This is a genomic window from Bacillus cereus group sp. MYBK245-2 (assembly GCF_051916145.1).
Classification (GTDB): Bacteria; Bacillota; Bacilli; order Bacillales; family Bacillaceae_G; genus Bacillus_A; species Bacillus_A pacificus.
Genome location: NZ_JBQAGB010000005.1, coordinates 13,179 through 30,244, shown reverse-complemented (window position 1 = coordinate 30,244; position 17,066 = coordinate 13,179). Strand labels below are relative to the sequence as shown.

Below are 17,066 nucleotides of genomic sequence, written 5' to 3'. Positions count from 1 at the left end.
AGGGGACAAGCGAATGGAAAAATATGTATTTTCTTTACTTGCAGTACTAAGCTTAATTCTTGCTGGATGCGGAAGTACTGGTACAAATGACCAAAAATCTTCTGAATCAAAAAAAGAAGAGCACGACCACGCATCGCACACTCAGCAAGCTGACATTCAAGAGAAAACAAAAGGAATCGACACACTTCCTACCTTCCTAGACAAGCTTGATCCACAAATGAAAGACATCTACACTGTCGCTGGACAAAATGCAGAGCTATTAGATTGGATTCCATGTTACTGCGGTTGCGGTGAAAGTGTAGGACATAAAAATAATAAAAACTGCTTTATTCGTGAAATTAAAAAGAATGGTGAAGTTGTTTGGGATTCCCATGCAACGACTTGCGTCAATTGCCTAGAAATCGCAGTTGAATCTGCTTCGATGAAACAAAAAGGAAAATCAACACTTGAAATTCGTAACTATATCGATAATAAATACAAAGAAGGCTATGGCAAACCAACACCTACGCCAATGCCAAAAGCTTAAAAAACGAGGAAACACCTCGTTTTTTTTCATTCACTTTTTTTCTTAACAAATTCTTTCAAGTGTATTTCTCCTTACTTATCACACACTATATATAACTCTCGGTAAGGAGGGTACACAGTGCAAACATATAACGATTATGATAAAGCTCTCTATTACACGTATTGCTGTAATTGGGATAAATTACTCGTTCTCATGGTTCAAACGAACGATCAATTATTTTCTAAGCGTATTGAGCATTTTTTACACGCTTATCAATACAGTAAAGAACTGCCAGAAGTTGATAAACAATTGCAGCTCCTATTTCAATATATTGACCACGCATCCCAAAAGTCACATATAGAAGAAGTAGAGCAAATTCAAATGTAAACTATAGCGCTATTCTCTTCTGGAGAATAGCGCTTTTTTAAAATGTTCATATCAATAAAAGTTTCCCCTTATAAAACTTTTATTGATAAACATATTTTTTCTTTCTTTTCTGTACCACTTCATACTATAATTTAGTATGTAACTATTATAAGAGAGGTATAAAATATGGGACGAGAAAAAAAGCAAGAATATGCTTTATTTACCGCGTGGGGAGCTTCTTTTATCGCTACACTAGGAAGTCTATACTTTTCCGAAATCATGAAATTTGAACCTTGTGTCCTTTGTTGGTATCAACGTATTTTCATGTATCCATTCGTTTTATGGCTCGGTATCGCTGTAGTAAAAAAAGACTATCGCATCGCAAATTATTCTTTACCAATCGCAAGTATTGGTGCTTGTATTTCTTTATATCACTATGCAATTCAAAAAGTCGCAGCATTTTCGGCTGCAGGGGCAGCTTGCGGCCGTGTACCATGTACGGGAGAATACATAAACTGGTTCGGCTTTGTGACAATCCCGTTTTTAGCACTTATCGGCTTTATTACAATCGCTGTTTGTAGCTTTATTGTCATCAAAAACAAATAAGGAGATGAAAGAATGAAAAAAATGCTTATATTTGGCGGTATTATTATCGTCTTATTTGCGGCAATCTTTGCTGTAACTCAAATGGAAAAGAAAAACGCATCGACAGATGAAAAAGGTTACTACTCAAATAAAATTTCTCTTGAAGATCTCAATAAAAATATAGAAGATAAAAAAGAACAAACGATTTACTTCTATCAAACCTCTTGCGTTCATTGCCAAAAGGTCTCTCCTATTGTTGTACCTTTAGCGAAAGATTTAAATGTTGATATGAAAGTAATTGATATTGAAAATTTAAACGAGCCTTGGGATAAATACAATATCCAAGGAACACCGACAATTATTCATTTTAAAGATGGTAAAGAAGTAAGCCGTATTAGCGGAGAACAGTCAAAAGAAAAGTTTAAAGAATGGTTTGAACAAACGAAAAAATAACGAGAAAAGGAAACTCCTTCTACACATGAAATGGACGTAAAATTCCAAACTAATGTATAAGGAGGGGGTTTTATGCCAGAAGTAAGATGCTCTGTTTCCAATTGCTCATTTTGGGGACAAGGTAACTTTTGTCAAGCAAGTGCGATTATCGTTCAGCCAGATGCGGATGAAACGGGTCAAACCGAAAATGAATCGTATACAAGTGCAGTTTTAACGAACGAAACGCTAGAAAGTTCTGTAGCAACAAGTGTAGAGACTTGTTGTCATACATTTAAGCCAAAATATTAAACATAAAAAGCATACGACTAATCGTATGCTTTTTTACATCCCCCTCCAAAAATCATGCATAATAAAAAAGTACAAAATAACGAGAACGGCTGTCCCGCATAACGTAATGCGCCGATATATACTCTTCTCCCCTTCTCTCGCCTTAACAAACGCCCAAATAAATCCGAAGAACAATATTAAATCAACATATGGAACATAAAACGAAAAGACGAGAAACGCATACAAATACACGATAAATAAACAGGTCGTTACTAAGAAAACTTTAAACGCAAATTCACTTTTCATAATGTAACCGCCCCCTATCTGTACTGTATTATATTCAGCAAAGTACAATAGTTGCAGTTAAACTGGAAGTAGAAATAAGCTACCGTCTATAATACGGTAGCTATTATGGAACATTATATTTCCGTTTATATATATTACTTAAATTCGAAATAGGAATCTGTTCATAACGAACTTTCCCTCCCATTTCATCGACAATATACAAATTGTTTCCTATATAATATATTCCATCTTTTCGTTTTGAGTACACTGCATATCTTTCGTTTGGCAATACCATTTTCACTTTCGTTAGCTGTCCATTCGGTTCTTGCCAATATATATCGGCGCGATCTACTAACGTAAGCATACCAATTTGCTCTTCTTCTACTTTACGACCATTCCAGCTCACAACACGATAACCAAGCTTATTCGCTTCATATTCCGGGCTCGTATGAAACCGAGAAATGATTACTTTCGTCTGTAATTGAACTCGGTCATATAACCACTGTATATCCCTGTCATGCATGCGAATACAGCCATTTGATTCTCTACTTCCAATCGTCCATTCCCGATTTGTCCCATGAATCGCATATTCATTTTTATCTAGTCCAAGCCATCTCGTACCAAGAGGATTATTCGGTGCACCACCAGCTATTTTTTTTCGATGATATTCTTTATTTTTAAATTTAGTTATAATACAAAAATTACCTTCAGGCGTAGGTGTACGATCTCTTCCAGTTGTTACGGGGAATGTTTTTGTATAATTTCCATTTTCAAAAAAAGATAATTGGTTTGTCGTAAGGTTCACTAATATTAGATGATCTGTATTAGCAAAGGCACTAACCGGTAGGATGAAAAATAATAGTATGACAAAACATAATTTTTTCATCTATATCCCTCCCCTAGCGCCACTATAATAAGTGGAATTAACTTTACTTTGCTCTTATAAATGAAAACTATCCATTTACAATAACGCCCCCATTTACGTGTATCATTTGCCCGGTAACATAGGATGAATCATCAGACGCTAAATATACGTATGCTGGTGCTAATTCATATGGTTGGCCCGGTCTTTGCATCGGAACATTGCTTCCAAACTGTGATACTTTTTTCTCATCAAAGCTCGATGGAATAAGTGGTGTCCAAATCGGTCCTGGCGCAACACCATTTACACGAATCCCTTTTTGCACTAATGACTGAGAAAGTGATCTTGTGAAAGCAACGATTGCCCCTTTCGTTGCGGAATAATCAATTAACGTTTCATTTCCTTCGTATGCAACGATAGACGCTGTATTTATAATGACATCCCCTTGCTTTAAATGAGAAAGTGCGGCTTTCGCAACATGAAAATAAGAAAAAATATTAATACGAAAAGTCTTTTCTAGCTGTTCTGCTGTAATATACTCTAATCCTTGCTGCGGATATTGCTGCGCAACATTATTTACTAAAACATTTAAACTACCTAGCTGCCGGACAGTCTCTTGTACAATATCTTTACAATGCTGTTCATCACTTAAATCACCTGGTAACAACACACACTTTACACCTTCTTGTTCTACACGTTGCTTCGTCTCATTAGCATCTTCTTCCTCATCTAAATAAGCAATCGCAATATTTGCTCCCTCTTTCGCAAAAGCGATAGAAACAGCTCGTCCAATTCCACTATCTCCCCCTGTAATTAATACATTCTTTCCTTTTAACTTTTCGCTACCTTTATAATTTGGATCTTCAAACTGTGGTAGAGGATTCATTAATGATTCAATACCAGGTTGTTTATTTTGATGTTGCGCTGGCATTTTTATAAAGTTTTTTTGCTGTGGCATAGCTTCTTTCAACTCCTTTTTCTTATAATGTGCATAATAAAAACTGAAATTCACACATCAAGTTACGATTAATATTCGAATTTAAGACACAAAATATGAATTGTTGTAAACTTTTTATGCAAAACTATTGCAAAATAGATAAAAAACGAATATTATATATAACTGTTGTGAAAATTATTCGTAAACAGAAAGGATGTTTATATGTTTAACCTTTCAAAACATAAAACTTCTATTAAAACTGAAATTATGGCAGGTATTATTACCTTCTTAACAATGGCATATATCATTGTCGTAAACCCAGTTATCCTTGGGGATGCAGGTGTTCCATTTGAACAAGCATTTACAGCAACAATTATCGCTGCTGTTGTCGGAACATTATTTATGGCGATCTTTACAAACTTACCAATCGCAATTGCACCAGGTATGGGATTAAATGCTTACTTCTCTTACTCTGTTGTAAAAGCTCATGAAGGCATGACTTTCGCAATTGCATTCTCTGCTGTATTCGTAGCAGGTATGATTTTAATTTTGTTATCATTCACATCTTTCCGTACAAAATTAATGGAAGCAATTCCTGAAAACTTAAAACATGCAATTACTGCTGGTATCGGCCTTTTCATCGCCTTTATCGGTTTACGTTTAACAGGTATCGTTACAAAAAATGAAGCAAATTTAGTTGGACTTGGTGATCTTCACTCTGCTCCAGTACTACTCGCATTAGCTGGACTTGGAATTACAATTGTCCTTATGTCTTTAAATGTAAATGGCGCACTATTTATCGGTATGCTATTAACTGGTATTATCGCTTTCTTCACGGGACAATTATCATTCTCAAACGGTGTTACATCAATGCCTGGATTACCAGAAGGCATTATCGTTTCAAATCCAATTACTGCTGTATCTGATGTAATTAACTACGGATTATACGGCGTTGTATTCTCATTCTTCCTTGTTACATTATTCGATACAACAGGTACATTACTTGGCGTTGCTCAACAAGGTGGATTTATGAAAGATGGAAAGCTTCCAAAAGCTGGACGAGCTCTTCTATCTGACTCATTCTCAGCAACAATCGGTTCTATGTTCGGAACAACACCATCAACAGCTTACATTGAATCATCTGCTGGTGTTGCAGCTGGTGGTCGTACTGGTTTAACAACTGTTACAGTAGCTGTTCTATTCGCTCTAGCAGCATTCTTCGGACCATTAGTAAGTGCCGTTTCTGGTGTATCAGCTATTACTGCACCATCACTAATTATCGTTGGTAGTCTTATGATGGGTTCAGTTCGCCATATCGATTGGGACGCATTTGATGAAGCATTCCCAGCATTCTTAGTAATCTTAAGCATGCCACTTACATCAAGTATCGCAACAGGTATTGCACTTGGATTTATTTCATATCCACTTATGAAAGTGGCAAAAGGTAAATTCCGTGCTGTTCACCCACTTGTATATGTATTTGGAATTTTGTTTGCTTATCAATTGATATTCTTACCACATTAAAAAAGTAGAGCATCGGATTTCGATGCTCTACTTTTCTTTTATAACAATCATTCAAACTATAACGGTCCCTCCAAAATATGAAGGAGCTTATAATCTTTTAATATTTCTCTTCTACCTGTAATTCTTTACTATACTTTTGAATGAAAACTGACGAAACAATCATTACCATTCCTACACTAAATCCAATAAACTGATCCAGTAGCATTTCATCATGAATGAACCAGCGCAGTAAAAATACCCCACCAAAAATAAGCATCATAATAAATCCAGTATGTCTAAGCCCTTTATATACATTTTCCATATGTATCACCTCTCTACATACTTTTATCCATATTATACCACAATCTAAAAACGTGTATAACCAACATTCGGTATCGAAACCAATAATAAAAAAGACTGCAGAGAATCCCATCTCCACAGCCTAATTATTATTTTTGCAAGAACGCCTTTAAATCTGCAAACTGTCTCTTTGCATCTTCATAGCCTTGCTCATATAAATTTTGTAGTTTTGCTGTATCTTTTTCCATACGATCTACTTGAAGCGGTACTTCTGGACGAATAACAAATAAATTCCCAGCTTGTTCTTCTTTTTCAATATAGTGAAGTGTTTCATTATACACTTCATAACGATTTAGCATCGTGTTCACAAGGTTCGGATATTTTTTATAAGCTTTCGCAGCAATCCACCCAAATCTTGATTTTTTCTTTGCGTAACCGTGATTTCTTGTTAAAATTACGACTGATTTTTTAAATCCATCTTCCTGTGCTTTACGAACTGGAATTGGATCAGAAATCCCGCCATCTAACAGTTGCTTACCACGATAATTTACTACTGGTGCAATGAAAGGCAATGAACTAGACGCTTGTAATAAATTTAGTGCATCATCATTCGTTCCTTCTTTTTCAAAATAAACAGACTGTCCTGTTTCACAATCCGTCGTTCCTACAAGGAAACGTTCTGGGCTATTAAAGTATGTTTCAAAATCAAACGGCACATGCTTTTCTGGAATTTCATGAAAAATAAAATCCATATCAAATAGCTGACGTTTTCTCCATAAGTTTTTATACGATAAATATTTCGGATGTGATGCATAATCAATATTTACTGTTTTATTTCTATTTCTTTGTCTGGAAAGATACGACGCTGCATGACAAGCACCAGCTGATACACCGATTACATATGGAAAATATAAATCTTGTTCCATAAAGTATTCTAATATCCCGCCCGTATATACACCACGCATACCGCCGCCTTCTAATACTAACCCTGTATTTTCAAGCATGTTACTCTCTCCTCTATATATATTGACTCTTTAATTATTCACCATGTTAAGTATCTGTTTCTATTATATATGAGTTCTTTAAGAAATTATATTTAAAAGACTTGAGAAAACGGAATTTTTTCTTCCAATTATATTTCCAAATAATCAGAGACATCCTTTATAAACCTTTGAATAAAATCTTGTTCTTCTTTCGTATATCTATCTAAGAGTAACAGCCACTTTTCTTCAGCTTGTTTATGCAATTTATCATGAGCTTTATATATTTCATTTCCGCTTTCCGTTAAACGGAAGAAAATTTCTTTTTGATTGTCTAACATTTGCATCTTCTCAACGAATTTCTTTTGGAACAACTTTGTACAAACTTTAGAGATTGCGCCCTTCGTCATTCCCATTTCTATCGTAATTGCCGTTACATTCATCAGACCATTTTTCCCGATACACTCGATTACATGTAACTCAGATAAAGACATACCACTTACACCTGTCTCACGAAGAAACTTCTCATTTTGTCCTTTCAAATGTTCTTCTCTTTTATGCAAAAGTGTACGAATGTCCGAAAGTATTTCCATTTGTTTCGTTGTATAATCCAATCTATTCGCCCCCTAAGTTTCCAAAGAAACAATTTAACTATATACCATTTTAAAATTATTTTTTCATATTTACAAGTTAGAAAAACATGTTAAAATAAATTTAGTTTCCAAGGAAACTAAATTAGAAGGAGGTTAACACAATGAAAAAATCCAAACTACATTTCATTTTATATGTTGTCTGTATTAGTGCCTTACTCGGTTCCTTCGCTCAAAATATTTACACACCTATCTTGCCCATGATTCAAGGTTCTTTTCATACTTCTCTTTATCTTGTAAATGTAACAGTTTCCCTTTTCACATTCGTCCTTGCGATTATGCAGCTCGTATATGGACCTTTCATTGATACAAAAGGGAGAAAATCTGTCCTTATCCCTAGTTTAGTCATTAGTACAATTGGTTCAATCGGATGTGCTTTTTCGGCAAACATTTATTTATTTCTCTTTTTTAGAGCTGTTCAAGCTATAGGAATAGCGGCTATACCTGTAGTTTCAGCAACGATTATTGGTGATTTGTTTGAAGGAAAAGAACGAGGAGAAGCAATGAGCCTTTATCAAATGTTACTTGCTCTTGCACCTGCGATTGGCCCTCTCATTGGTGGTTATCTCAGCAGTATAAACGGCCATGTATCCGTATTTCTCTTTTTATCTATACTTGGCATTCTCTTATTAATGATAAACATTTCACTACTTCCAGAAACAAAACCAACTGTAAGTAAGCAACCGCAATCAAAAAAGAATTACTGGTTTATCTTAAAAAATAAAACTGGATTTTCTATTACTCTTATTGGCTTTATTCAATTTTGTATTTACTTTTGCTTCCTCGTTTTTTTACCGAGCATTTTAACAAATTTATTTCACTTAACTGCAAGTGAAATTGGTCTTATGTTTGTACCGATGTCCCTTTCTATTATGTTAGGAAGTTATTGCTACAAGTTTTTGCAAAAACGCCTCACAACAAAGCAAACTTTATTCATTACTAGTTTCTTCAATATTATATGTGTCACTTTATTCTCTTTCACATATAGCATCAATATCCCATTTATCATTATCGTTACATCATTGTACGGTTTTAGTATGGGCCTTTCTATGCCAACTCACACTACTTTATTAACGGAAGAATTCGTACAAGAACGCGCAACTGCTATCGGTATGTACAACTTCATCCGCTATCTTGGTATGGGCACAGGGCCACTTATAGGTGGATTTCTTTTATTTAATCAAAATTACTTTTGGATTTTCTTCATAGGTGCAATTATGTTTCTACTCATAATCTTATATGCAATGAAAATGCTACGATTCCCTGCCATACAAAAAGCAAAATAGAGACCTACAGATGGTCTCTATTTTAAACTCGTTGATCCGCAACAATATGAATATCAATATGCTTCGTCTGTCTCATAATTTCATTCACAATCGAACCTTTTCGAATTTCTTCCCATCGCGTTCTCGCTGATTGCCCAAGTAAAATTTGCGTTACTTGTAATCTTTTTGCAACTTCAATAATAACATCCGCTGGCTTTCTTCCTTTCGCTTCTTCTAATACAAAACTTGCGTCAAATTGATTCGTGAGCGCCTTCCACTCTTCAATTGTCTGCTTTTTTCCAACTGAAAGAGAATCTATATTTTCCCTTTCAACATTTAATACATACAATTCAGCGTTTAACCGATCAGCCATGCGCCATCCCCGTCTTATTAATTTCTCTGCCGTTGAACTGTACTGTACACAAACGAGAATTTTTTCTTTCACGCCAATTGGCTCTATCACTGTTTGACTAATTTTCTCGTCCATATCGTCAGCGACTTCACGAAGCGATAATTCCCTGAGTGCTCCTAAATTATTAAGCGTAAAGAAATTTTGTAAGCTTTGCTGAATTTTTTCTTCTTTATATATCTTTCCGTCTATTAACCTCTTCCGAAGTACTTCCGGCGTTGCATCGACAAGCTGAATTTCATTTGCTTTTTGTAAAATAAAATCTGGAATTCGTTCTCTTACTTTTACATTCGTAATTTGAGCTACAATATCATGAACACTTTCTAAATGTTGAATATTAAACGCTGACAATACAGATATACCAGCCTCTAACAATTCTTGTACATCCATATAACGCTTCTTATTTTTAGAGCTGGGAATATTACTATGTGCAAGTTCATCCACAACAACAACTTGCGGTGCACGCTTTATAATTCCTTCCACATCAAGTTCATAAAACACTTTCCCTTTATACTCTATTTCTTTTAAAGGAACCTTTTCTAAATCAGCAATTGCGTCTTCCGTCTCTTTTCTCCCATGCGTTTCAATTAAACCAATTACAATATCCATACCGTCCTTTTTCATTTCCCTTGCATCAAAGAGCATTTTATAACTTTTCCCTACCCCTGGAGCTGCTCCTACATATAGCTTTAACTTCCCACGGTTTTGCTGGCGAATATATTCTAAATACTCTTCTGGTGTTCGCCTTTGAAAAGTTGGTTTATAGTCATCCGCATACAAAACACTCACAACCTTTCTTTTGAAACAACGCTACCTCAATCCATTAGATTGAGGTAGCACTGTTACTATTTCAGTAGTTTCTGTAATTCTAAATTTAACTTTAAAACGTTCACACGGTTTTCTCCAAATAAGCCAAGTGCCGCACCTTCCGTTTGATCCTTAATCAATTGATTTAGCGTTTCTTTCGGAATATTCGTTATTTTAGAGATGCGCTCTACCTGCACGGAAGCTGCCTTCGGACTAATGTCAGGATCAAGCCCTGAACCTGAATTTGTCACTAAATCGATTGGCACTTCTGTAACTGGTACGGTGGGATTTTGTTTCTTCCACTCTTCAATACTTTTCTCTACTCGTTTCTCTAAATCTGGATTAGACGGTGCATAGTTATTTGAACCAGATGCCTCTGCTTTATATTCAATACTAGAAACACGCCCATGAAAATAACGTGGATCTGTGAAATTTTGACCGATTAATTTAGAACCAATCACTTCATTTTTATCATTATATATTAGACTTCCATCCGCATTATCCTTCATGACTGCTTGTGCAATACCAGTAACAATAAGTGGATATACAAGTCCGCACAACACTAAAAATGTAAAAGTAATACGGATGATTGGTGATAATATACTTTGTTTCTTCGCCATCTCTTTCCCCTCTTCCTTATATGAACAAGCCGACAATTATATCAATTACTTTAATTCCAATGAACGGTACAATGACTCCGCCAAGCCCGTAAATAAATAAGTTTCGGCCAAGTAGTGCATTCGAACTCATCGGTTTATATGCGATACCTTTCATCGCCAATGGAATGAGTAACGGAATAATAACTGCATTAAATATTAATGCTGATAAAATCGCTGACAGTGGTGATGTTAATTTCATAATGTTTAATGCTTCCATTTGCGGAATCGCAAGTGTAAACATTGCTGGAATGATTGCAAAATATTTTGCGATATCATTTGCAATACTAAACGTCGTTAACGCACCACGTGTCATTAACAATTGCTTACCGATTCCTACTACCTCAATAATCTTCGTTGGATTCGAATCTAAATCAATCATATTCGCTGCTTCTTTCGCAGCTGTCGTACCACTATTCATCGCTAATCCAACGTCAGCCTGCGCTAATGCTGGCGCATCATTTGTACCGTCACCTGTCATCGCTACGAGTTTTCCTTTATCTTGCTCTGCTTTAATAACTGCAATTTTATCTTCTGGTTTGCACTCAGCAACAAACTCATCTACTCCTGCTTCTTTTGCAATCGTTGCTGCTGTTAATGGGTTATCCCCTGTACACATAACCGTTTTAATCCCCATTTGACGCAACTGTTCAAAACGTTCACGCATACCAGGTTTTACTGTATCTTTTAAATAGATTAAACCGTAAATACGATTATTCACTGCAACTACAAGGGGTGTTCCGCCCTCTTTTGAAATGAAATCTGCTTTTTGATTCACATCTTTCGGAATTGTTCCACCTTGTGACTGAACCCATTCAATCACGCTACCGACAGCACCTTTCCTCACTTTCGTTCCATCCTGTAAATCAACACCACTCATTCTCGTTTCTGCTTTAAATGGAACAAACTCACCTTGTTCTGCAAGTTCTCTATTATATGATATAGATTTCGCTTGCACATACTCGATAACAGATCGACCTTCTGGTGTTTCATCTAAAACTGAGCTAATCGCAGCCCACTTTCCAACTTGCTCAATCGTTTCATTTCCTACAGGTAATAATGTATGAGCCATTCGGTTCCCAAAAGTAATCGTACCTGTTTTATCTAAAATAATTGTATTAATATCGCCCGCAGCTTCTACTGCTTTACCCGACATTGCTAACACGTTAAACTTTGTCACGCGGTCCATCCCAGCAATACCAATCGCTGATAATAATCCACCAATTGTCGTTGGAATTAAACAAACTAACAACGCAACAAGTACAGCTGTATCAATTTGAAATCCTAAATAGTTTGTAAAAATCGGTAACGTCACAACAACGATTAAGAAAATAAGCGTTAAGCTCGTTAATACTGTATTTAAAGCAATTTCATTCGGTGTTTTTTGACGAGCAGCCCCTTCTACTAACGAAATCATTTTATCAATAAATGATTCACCAGGATTACTCGTAATGACAATTGTAATCTCATCACTTACAACCATCGTACCGCCTGTCACGGAACAAAAATCACCACCAGCTTCTTTTATTATAGGAGCTGATTCCCCTGTAATCGCAGATTCATCAACAGACGCTAATCCTTTTATGACTTCTCCATCACTTGGAATCATTTCTCCTTGTTTTACAATAACAACGTCACCTTTTCTCAGATCCGTTGCCGAAACTTGAACGATGTCTCCATTTTCTTTTACAACATTGGCAAACACATCTTTCTTCGACTGTTTTAAAGAATCGGCTTGCGCTTTCCCCCGCCCTTCCGCTAACGCTTCTGCAAAGTTAGCAAATAAAACTGTAAATAATAGAATGAGGGAAACTGTTATATTAAACCATCCTGGTACACTACTAGAACGACTTGGAAGAAACGATAAAATGAACGTAATGATAAATCCAATCTCCACAACGAACATAATCGGATTCTTTATCATAACTTTCGGATTCAATTTCGCAAAGGATTGTTTCATCGCATGTTTCACGATATCACGATCCATCGTTTTCGCTTGTCTAACCTCATCTTCTACTGCATGTATGTGTGACTCATTTACTCTTTTTTCTTTTACTACTACCGGTCTCATCATTTACCCTCCATTACTTCAATGTAAGAAATTCTGCAATTGGGCCGAGTACTAACATCGGGAAGAATGTTAATGCACCGACAATTACAATTGTTCCGATGAAAATGCCGCCAAATAAACTATTATCCGTACGGAACGTTCCGACTGTTTCTGGCACAACCGTCTTCTCTTTCAATGAAGCTGCAACAGCTAGCATCGTAATTAAACTGAAATAGCGTCCTAAAAACATAACTAAACCAGTTGTAATATTCCAAAACGGTGTATTATCTGCTAACCCTTCAAATCCAGATCCGTTATTCGCAGCTGATGACGTATACTCATAAACAACTTGTGTTAAACCGTGGAAGCCCGAGTTAGAAATCGCTTCTGTTCCTAAATGTGTAGAAAGAGCCAATGCTGAAAATCCTAAAATAAGCAGTGGATGAAATAGTATTGTTACCGCAATTAATTTCATTTCCTTACCTTCAATTTTCTTACCTAAAAATTCCGGTGTCCGTCCAACCATCAATCCAGATATAAAGACTGCGATAATCGCATACATAATAATGTTCACAAAGCCTGCTCCAACGCCGCCGTATACTGTATTTAACATCATATTTACGAGTGGTACTAACCCGCCAATTGGTGTTAACGTATCATGCATCGTATTAACAGCACCTGTTTCCGCAGCTGTCGTTACTGTCGCATAAAGGGAAGAAAATACTGTTCCAAACCTCACTTCTTTTCCTTCTGCACTTCCTTGTACATGCTGGATACCCATGTCATTTAATATTGGATTTCCATGTAATTCAGATGTCGTAATTGTGATAAATCCTAGTAAAAACACCATGAATAGTGATACGAAAAGGATACGACCTTGCTTTTTATTTCCTACCATTCGTCCGTACGTAAACGGAAGTGCAGTTGGCAATAACATCATAAGCATCATTTGCAAAATATTACTCATCTGCCCTGGATTTTCGAAAGGATGAGTAGAGTTTGCTCCGAAAAATCCACCACCGTTATTTCCAAGTTCCTTAATGGACACGAATGATGCAACTGGTCCGCGTAATATACTCTGCTTTGCCCCATCGATTGTTTGTGCTGTAACGGCCCCGTCTAACGTTTGTGGTACACCAAGTGCGACAAAGACTAGTGCCGCAATAAATGCAATAGGAAGAAATACTCTCGTTAATGCTCTCGTAAAATCAACGAAAAAGTTACCGAGTTCTTTTCCAGCGAGCCCTCTTATAAACGCCATTACAAGTGCTAACGTCGTTGCCGGCGCTGCAAACATTAGGAATGTAATTCCGATTAATTGCGATAAATAAGATAAACCATTTTCACCGCTATAATGCTGTAAGTTTGTATCAGCCATAAAACTAATTGCTGTATTAAAAGCAAGCGTAGGCTCCATCCCTTCAATGTGTGCTGGATTTAATGGCAATACTCCTTGTAGTCTGAAAATGAAATATACGACAACAATCATAAATCCATTTAATAAAACTAATGACAATGCGTACTGTTTCCACGTTTGATTGTATTCTTTTACACCCGTAATTTTAAAAATAAGTTTTTCAAAAGGCCCAAATACTTTATCTAACTTTTTACTACCTTGAAAGGCTTTCTCTAAATAAATTCCTGTTGGCTTTGCCACAAGAATAAACAACAGCATTGTAATAACGACTGCGACCCAGATCATAATGAATGACTCCCCCTAATTAAAACTTTTCCGGATTTAGTAATGCATACACTAAGTACACCGTAATTGCTCCAACAATAACCGATAAGGCAATCGTCATGATTGCTTCCCTTCTTTCACAACTTTATCTGACCAACTTGCAAGACTTGCCATCGATGCGACTAATACAACAAAAATCCCGATCATTACAACATCTAACATAGCTATCCCTCTCTTTTGTAAAAAATTACCATTGGATAATCAAAAAAAGAACACTAAGCTCTACTTAGTGTTCGAAATGAACAACACAAAGTAAACCTCCTCTCTAAACGCTTACGAGGTTAGCTGTCGGATTCGGGCCTAAAGAGTAGCCCTACTTTCAAAACTGAAAGATTCACCCCAAGTGACGATGCACAAAATTGGTTCCCCCGCTCCATTTCTGGAACTCAGCGATTTTAGGTTTTTTTGGAAATTTTATGAATGATTTATGAGAGTAAATATACTCCTCTATATTTAACTTGTAAAGAGGCAAATTACCTAAAATAAGAAAATAAACACCCATTTAAACGCTTACATTAAGTGTTATTAATATTCTTTCACCTGTTTTCTCGTCTTTTCTTTCTTTTTCACAGAAATGACCTTTTAAATACGAAATAAAAAGAGCGAATGACATGAAGTGCATAGCTTGTTGCACTTCGCATTCGCTCTTTTTTTATTCACTATTTATTCTCCTCGTAAAAAAGCACGTAAATTTCTCCCACGAATATAAACTTGTGACAATTCTGCATGTAGCTGCTCATATTCGATAACATCTGTTTTTAAATATAAAGCATCTTTAGATGGCAATATGATATAGGGCCTTGGAAAAATAGGATCCAGTACCACCAATTCTTGAACTCGCTCTACCGATACCGCCCAACGATTCGCTATATCTCCTAGTAACAACACTTTCATCTTCTTTTCCCCCGCCCTATTCAAAAAATAAAAAAGTAATATTATCACAATTCGTAAACACGACAAATGTAGCTCCCATTGTTTCATAGAGCCTCGCTGGATATCGTTTATTCCTTGTAACAACAGTAATAGGTGCCTGAAAAGAAAAGCGAATGTGTTCTGTAAAGAAGCTAACGATGGGAAGCTCATCCCCTAGTAAAATCACCTTTTTAATACACTCACAAATACTAGTAAAATCCTGCTCCTTACTACAACTATACGTCCAATCAAATCCACAATCCCTAACTTCAGCCGCTATCTCTTCATTCGCTGTAAAAATAATTAACTCATGTTGAAATGCTACTAAATCTCTTAAACTATTTACCTTGCTTTCTTCTCCAACACAAATAAGTGTTAGTTCCATGTACCTCATCCTCCTTAGCATAAAAGAACTCAAACATAGATTGATATTCCCCTATACTAATCAGATCGATGAAGTGATGTATCCATCATGGCACCGTCCTCTCTCAAGATGCTTACGAAGTTAGCTGTCGGATTCGGACTTTGAGAGTAGCCCTACTTTCAAAATTGAAAGATTCACCCCTAGTGACACTGCACAAATTGGTTCCTCCGCTCCATATAATTGGACTCAGCGTATTACAAAAAATATATTCTGGCTGATATATTACTCCTGTATTTGGAAAAAGTAAACAGAAAAAAAGCCAGTTATACAACTGACTTTTTTTCTACTTATACATGTGATTTATTTAATTTATACGCAAAATGATTCGTCGGTCCATGACCACTTCCAATATGCAGCGGCTCTTCAATTGCTATACTAATAAATTGTTTTGCTTCTTGAACTGCCTCTTCAATTGAGTATCCTTTCGCAAGTCCTGCTGTAACCGCTGAAGCAAATGTACAACCGCTTCCATGCGTTTGTTTTGAAGGAATTCGTTCACTTTTAAATTCGATAAACTGCTCACCATCAAAGAGTAAATCAACTACTTCATTACCTTGATATTCTGCATGTCCGCCCTTCATAAGCACATATTTTGCACCCAATTCATGCAGTACTTTTGCAGCTTCCTTACTATCTTCAACATTATAAATCTCCATCCCAGTTAACACTTCTGCTTCTGGAACATTCGGCGTTATAACCGTTGCTACTGGTAATAAATATTCTTTTAATGCTTGCACTGCTTCTTGTTGTAATAATGATGCACCGCCCTTAGCAATCATAACAGGGTCTAATACAATATTATTCCAGCAAAACTTCTTTATATGTTCTGCTACAATTTGAATAATTTCGCTGCTAAATAACATTCCTAATTTCACAGCATCTGGTGTTAAATCCATACCAATTGAATTCAACTGTTCCGTAATACCTTCTAATGGAACTGGATATACCCCTTGAACGCCAAGCGTGTTTTGAGCAGTAATTGCCGTAATAGCCGTCATCCCATACACACCAAGCTCTTGGAATGTTTTTAAATCTGCTTGAATGCCGGCACCGCCGCCACTATCAGATCCTGCAATTGTTAAAGCTTTATTTACTTTCATCCCACTCAT

At 36.2% G+C, this 17,066-nt stretch carries 22 protein-coding genes and 2 riboswitches; of the genes, 7 read left to right on the top strand and 15 right to left on the bottom strand.

The window, feature by feature from the left end:
* The first annotated feature begins 13 nt into the window (after positions 1-13).
* From ACTFRN_RS10745 to ACTFRN_RS10725, 5 genes are all read left to right on the top strand, one after another.
* Positions 14-526 carry a PCYCGC domain-containing protein gene (locus tag ACTFRN_RS10745; RefSeq protein ID WP_088106524.1) on the top strand — a complete coding sequence of 171 codons (513 nt, stop codon included), beginning with the start codon at positions 14-16 and terminating at the stop codon, positions 524-526.
* A gap of 117 nt (positions 527-643) precedes the next feature.
* Entirely contained in the window at positions 644-892 is a 249-nt protein-coding gene (locus ACTFRN_RS10740) for a YhdB family protein (protein WP_001195458.1), read from the top strand.
* A 165-nt stretch (positions 893-1,057) separates the two neighbouring features.
* Positions 1,058-1,477, top strand: coding sequence for a disulfide formation protein C (locus ACTFRN_RS10735; RefSeq protein ID WP_000532255.1), 420 nt, complete (start codon positions 1,058-1,060; stop codon positions 1,475-1,477).
* 12 nt (positions 1,478-1,489) lie between these two features.
* Positions 1,490-1,909 carry a thioredoxin family protein gene (locus tag ACTFRN_RS10730; RefSeq protein WP_000738460.1) on the top strand — a complete coding sequence of 140 codons (420 nt, stop codon included), beginning with the start codon at positions 1,490-1,492 and terminating at the stop codon, positions 1,907-1,909.
* A gap of 72 nt (positions 1,910-1,981) precedes the next feature.
* Entirely contained in the window at positions 1,982-2,197 is a 216-nt protein-coding gene (locus tag ACTFRN_RS10725; RefSeq protein ID WP_001115486.1) for a DUF1540 domain-containing protein, read from the top strand.
* 33 nt (positions 2,198-2,230) lie between these two features.
* Here ACTFRN_RS10725 and ACTFRN_RS10720 read toward each other — a convergent pair whose 3' ends face one another.
* From ACTFRN_RS10720 to ACTFRN_RS10710, 3 genes are all read right to left on the bottom strand, one after another.
* A complete protein-coding gene (locus ACTFRN_RS10720; RefSeq protein ID WP_000834195.1) occupies positions 2,231-2,482 on the bottom strand; it encodes a hypothetical protein in 252 nt (83 codons plus the stop codon).
* A gap of 103 nt (positions 2,483-2,585) precedes the next feature.
* The gene (locus ACTFRN_RS10715; RefSeq protein ID WP_014893298.1) at positions 2,586-3,347 is read right to left on the bottom strand and encodes a L,D-transpeptidase; all 762 of its coding nucleotides are present in this window, start codon (positions 3,345-3,347) and stop codon (positions 2,586-2,588) included.
* Between the two features lie 67 nt (positions 3,348-3,414).
* The gene (locus tag ACTFRN_RS10710) at positions 3,415-4,281 is read right to left on the bottom strand and encodes an SDR family oxidoreductase (RefSeq protein WP_088106525.1); all 867 of its coding nucleotides are present in this window, start codon (positions 4,279-4,281) and stop codon (positions 3,415-3,417) included.
* Between the two features lie 201 nt (positions 4,282-4,482).
* Between ACTFRN_RS10710 and ACTFRN_RS10705 the strand changes: the two genes are divergently transcribed.
* On the top strand, positions 4,483-5,784 hold the full coding sequence (locus ACTFRN_RS10705; RefSeq protein ID WP_000482726.1) for an NCS2 family permease: 1,302 nt from the start codon (positions 4,483-4,485) through the stop codon (positions 5,782-5,784).
* Positions 5,785-5,881: 97 nt separating this feature from the next.
* Here ACTFRN_RS10705 and ACTFRN_RS10700 read toward each other — a convergent pair whose 3' ends face one another.
* The 3 genes from ACTFRN_RS10700 to ACTFRN_RS10690 all read right to left on the bottom strand — a co-directional run bounded on the left by ACTFRN_RS10700 (position 5,882) and on the right by ACTFRN_RS10690 (position 7,657).
* Positions 5,882-6,085: a hypothetical protein gene (locus tag ACTFRN_RS10700; protein WP_088106526.1), complete on the bottom strand. Its 204-nt coding sequence runs from the start codon at positions 6,083-6,085 to the stop codon at positions 5,882-5,884.
* Between the two features lie 127 nt (positions 6,086-6,212).
* Positions 6,213-7,067: a patatin-like phospholipase family protein gene (locus ACTFRN_RS10695; protein WP_000892678.1), complete on the bottom strand. Its 855-nt coding sequence runs from the start codon at positions 7,065-7,067 to the stop codon at positions 6,213-6,215.
* Between the two features lie 128 nt (positions 7,068-7,195).
* A complete protein-coding gene (locus ACTFRN_RS10690; RefSeq protein ID WP_088106527.1) occupies positions 7,196-7,657 on the bottom strand; it encodes a MarR family transcriptional regulator in 462 nt (153 codons plus the stop codon).
* A gap of 140 nt (positions 7,658-7,797) precedes the next feature.
* Between ACTFRN_RS10690 and ACTFRN_RS10685 the strand changes: the two genes are divergently transcribed.
* The gene (locus ACTFRN_RS10685; RefSeq protein ID WP_049122409.1) at positions 7,798-8,979 is read left to right on the top strand and encodes an MFS transporter; all 1,182 of its coding nucleotides are present in this window, start codon (positions 7,798-7,800) and stop codon (positions 8,977-8,979) included.
* A gap of 22 nt (positions 8,980-9,001) precedes the next feature.
* On the opposite strand, the gene kdpDN is transcribed toward ACTFRN_RS10685, so the two are convergent.
* From kdpDN to thiD, 9 genes are all read right to left on the bottom strand, one after another.
* Entirely contained in the window at positions 9,002-10,156 is a 1,155-nt protein-coding gene (gene kdpDN, locus ACTFRN_RS10680) for a KdpD-like non-kinase potassium sensor (RefSeq protein ID WP_088106528.1), read from the bottom strand.
* A gap of 56 nt (positions 10,157-10,212) precedes the next feature.
* Positions 10,213-10,794, bottom strand: coding sequence for a K(+)-transporting ATPase subunit C (kdpC, locus tag ACTFRN_RS10675; RefSeq protein WP_088106529.1), 582 nt, complete (start codon positions 10,792-10,794; stop codon positions 10,213-10,215).
* A gap of 16 nt (positions 10,795-10,810) precedes the next feature.
* Positions 10,811-12,901, bottom strand: coding sequence for a potassium-transporting ATPase subunit KdpB (kdpB, locus tag ACTFRN_RS10670; protein ID WP_140383347.1), 2,091 nt, complete (start codon positions 12,899-12,901; stop codon positions 10,811-10,813).
* Positions 12,902-12,914: 13 nt separating this feature from the next.
* Complete coding sequence (kdpA, locus tag ACTFRN_RS10665; RefSeq protein ID WP_049111977.1) at positions 12,915-14,582, bottom strand: potassium-transporting ATPase subunit KdpA; 1,668 nt, start codon at positions 14,580-14,582, stop codon at positions 12,915-12,917.
* 19 nt (positions 14,583-14,601) lie between these two features.
* Complete coding sequence (gene kdpF, locus ACTFRN_RS10660) at positions 14,602-14,682, bottom strand: K(+)-transporting ATPase subunit F (protein ID WP_000150657.1); 81 nt, start codon at positions 14,680-14,682, stop codon at positions 14,602-14,604.
* Positions 14,679-14,783 carry a SipW-dependent-type signal peptide-containing protein gene (locus tag ACTFRN_RS10655; protein WP_000887889.1) on the bottom strand — a complete coding sequence of 35 codons (105 nt, stop codon included), beginning with the start codon at positions 14,781-14,783 and terminating at the stop codon, positions 14,679-14,681. Before ACTFRN_RS10655 ends, kdpF begins: the two co-directional genes overlap by 4 nt.
* A 94-nt stretch (positions 14,784-14,877) precedes the next feature.
* Positions 14,878-15,023: riboswitch (cyclic di-AMP (ydaO/yuaA leader) on the bottom strand.
* 261 nt (positions 15,024-15,284) lie between these two features.
* Complete coding sequence (locus ACTFRN_RS10650; RefSeq protein ID WP_000866315.1) at positions 15,285-15,515, bottom strand: hypothetical protein; 231 nt, start codon at positions 15,513-15,515, stop codon at positions 15,285-15,287.
* A gap of 16 nt (positions 15,516-15,531) precedes the next feature.
* Positions 15,532-15,918 (bottom strand): hypothetical protein, encoded by a 387-nt coding sequence (locus tag ACTFRN_RS10645; protein ID WP_140383348.1) that lies wholly within the window; start codon positions 15,916-15,918, stop codon positions 15,532-15,534.
* A 93-nt stretch (positions 15,919-16,011) separates the two neighbouring features.
* A riboswitch (cyclic di-AMP (ydaO/yuaA leader) is annotated at positions 16,012-16,159 on the bottom strand.
* An 85-nt stretch (positions 16,160-16,244) separates the two neighbouring features.
* The gene (gene thiD, locus ACTFRN_RS10640) at positions 16,245-17,066 is read right to left on the bottom strand and encodes a bifunctional hydroxymethylpyrimidine kinase/phosphomethylpyrimidine kinase (protein ID WP_140383349.1); all 822 of its coding nucleotides are present in this window, start codon (positions 17,064-17,066) and stop codon (positions 16,245-16,247) included.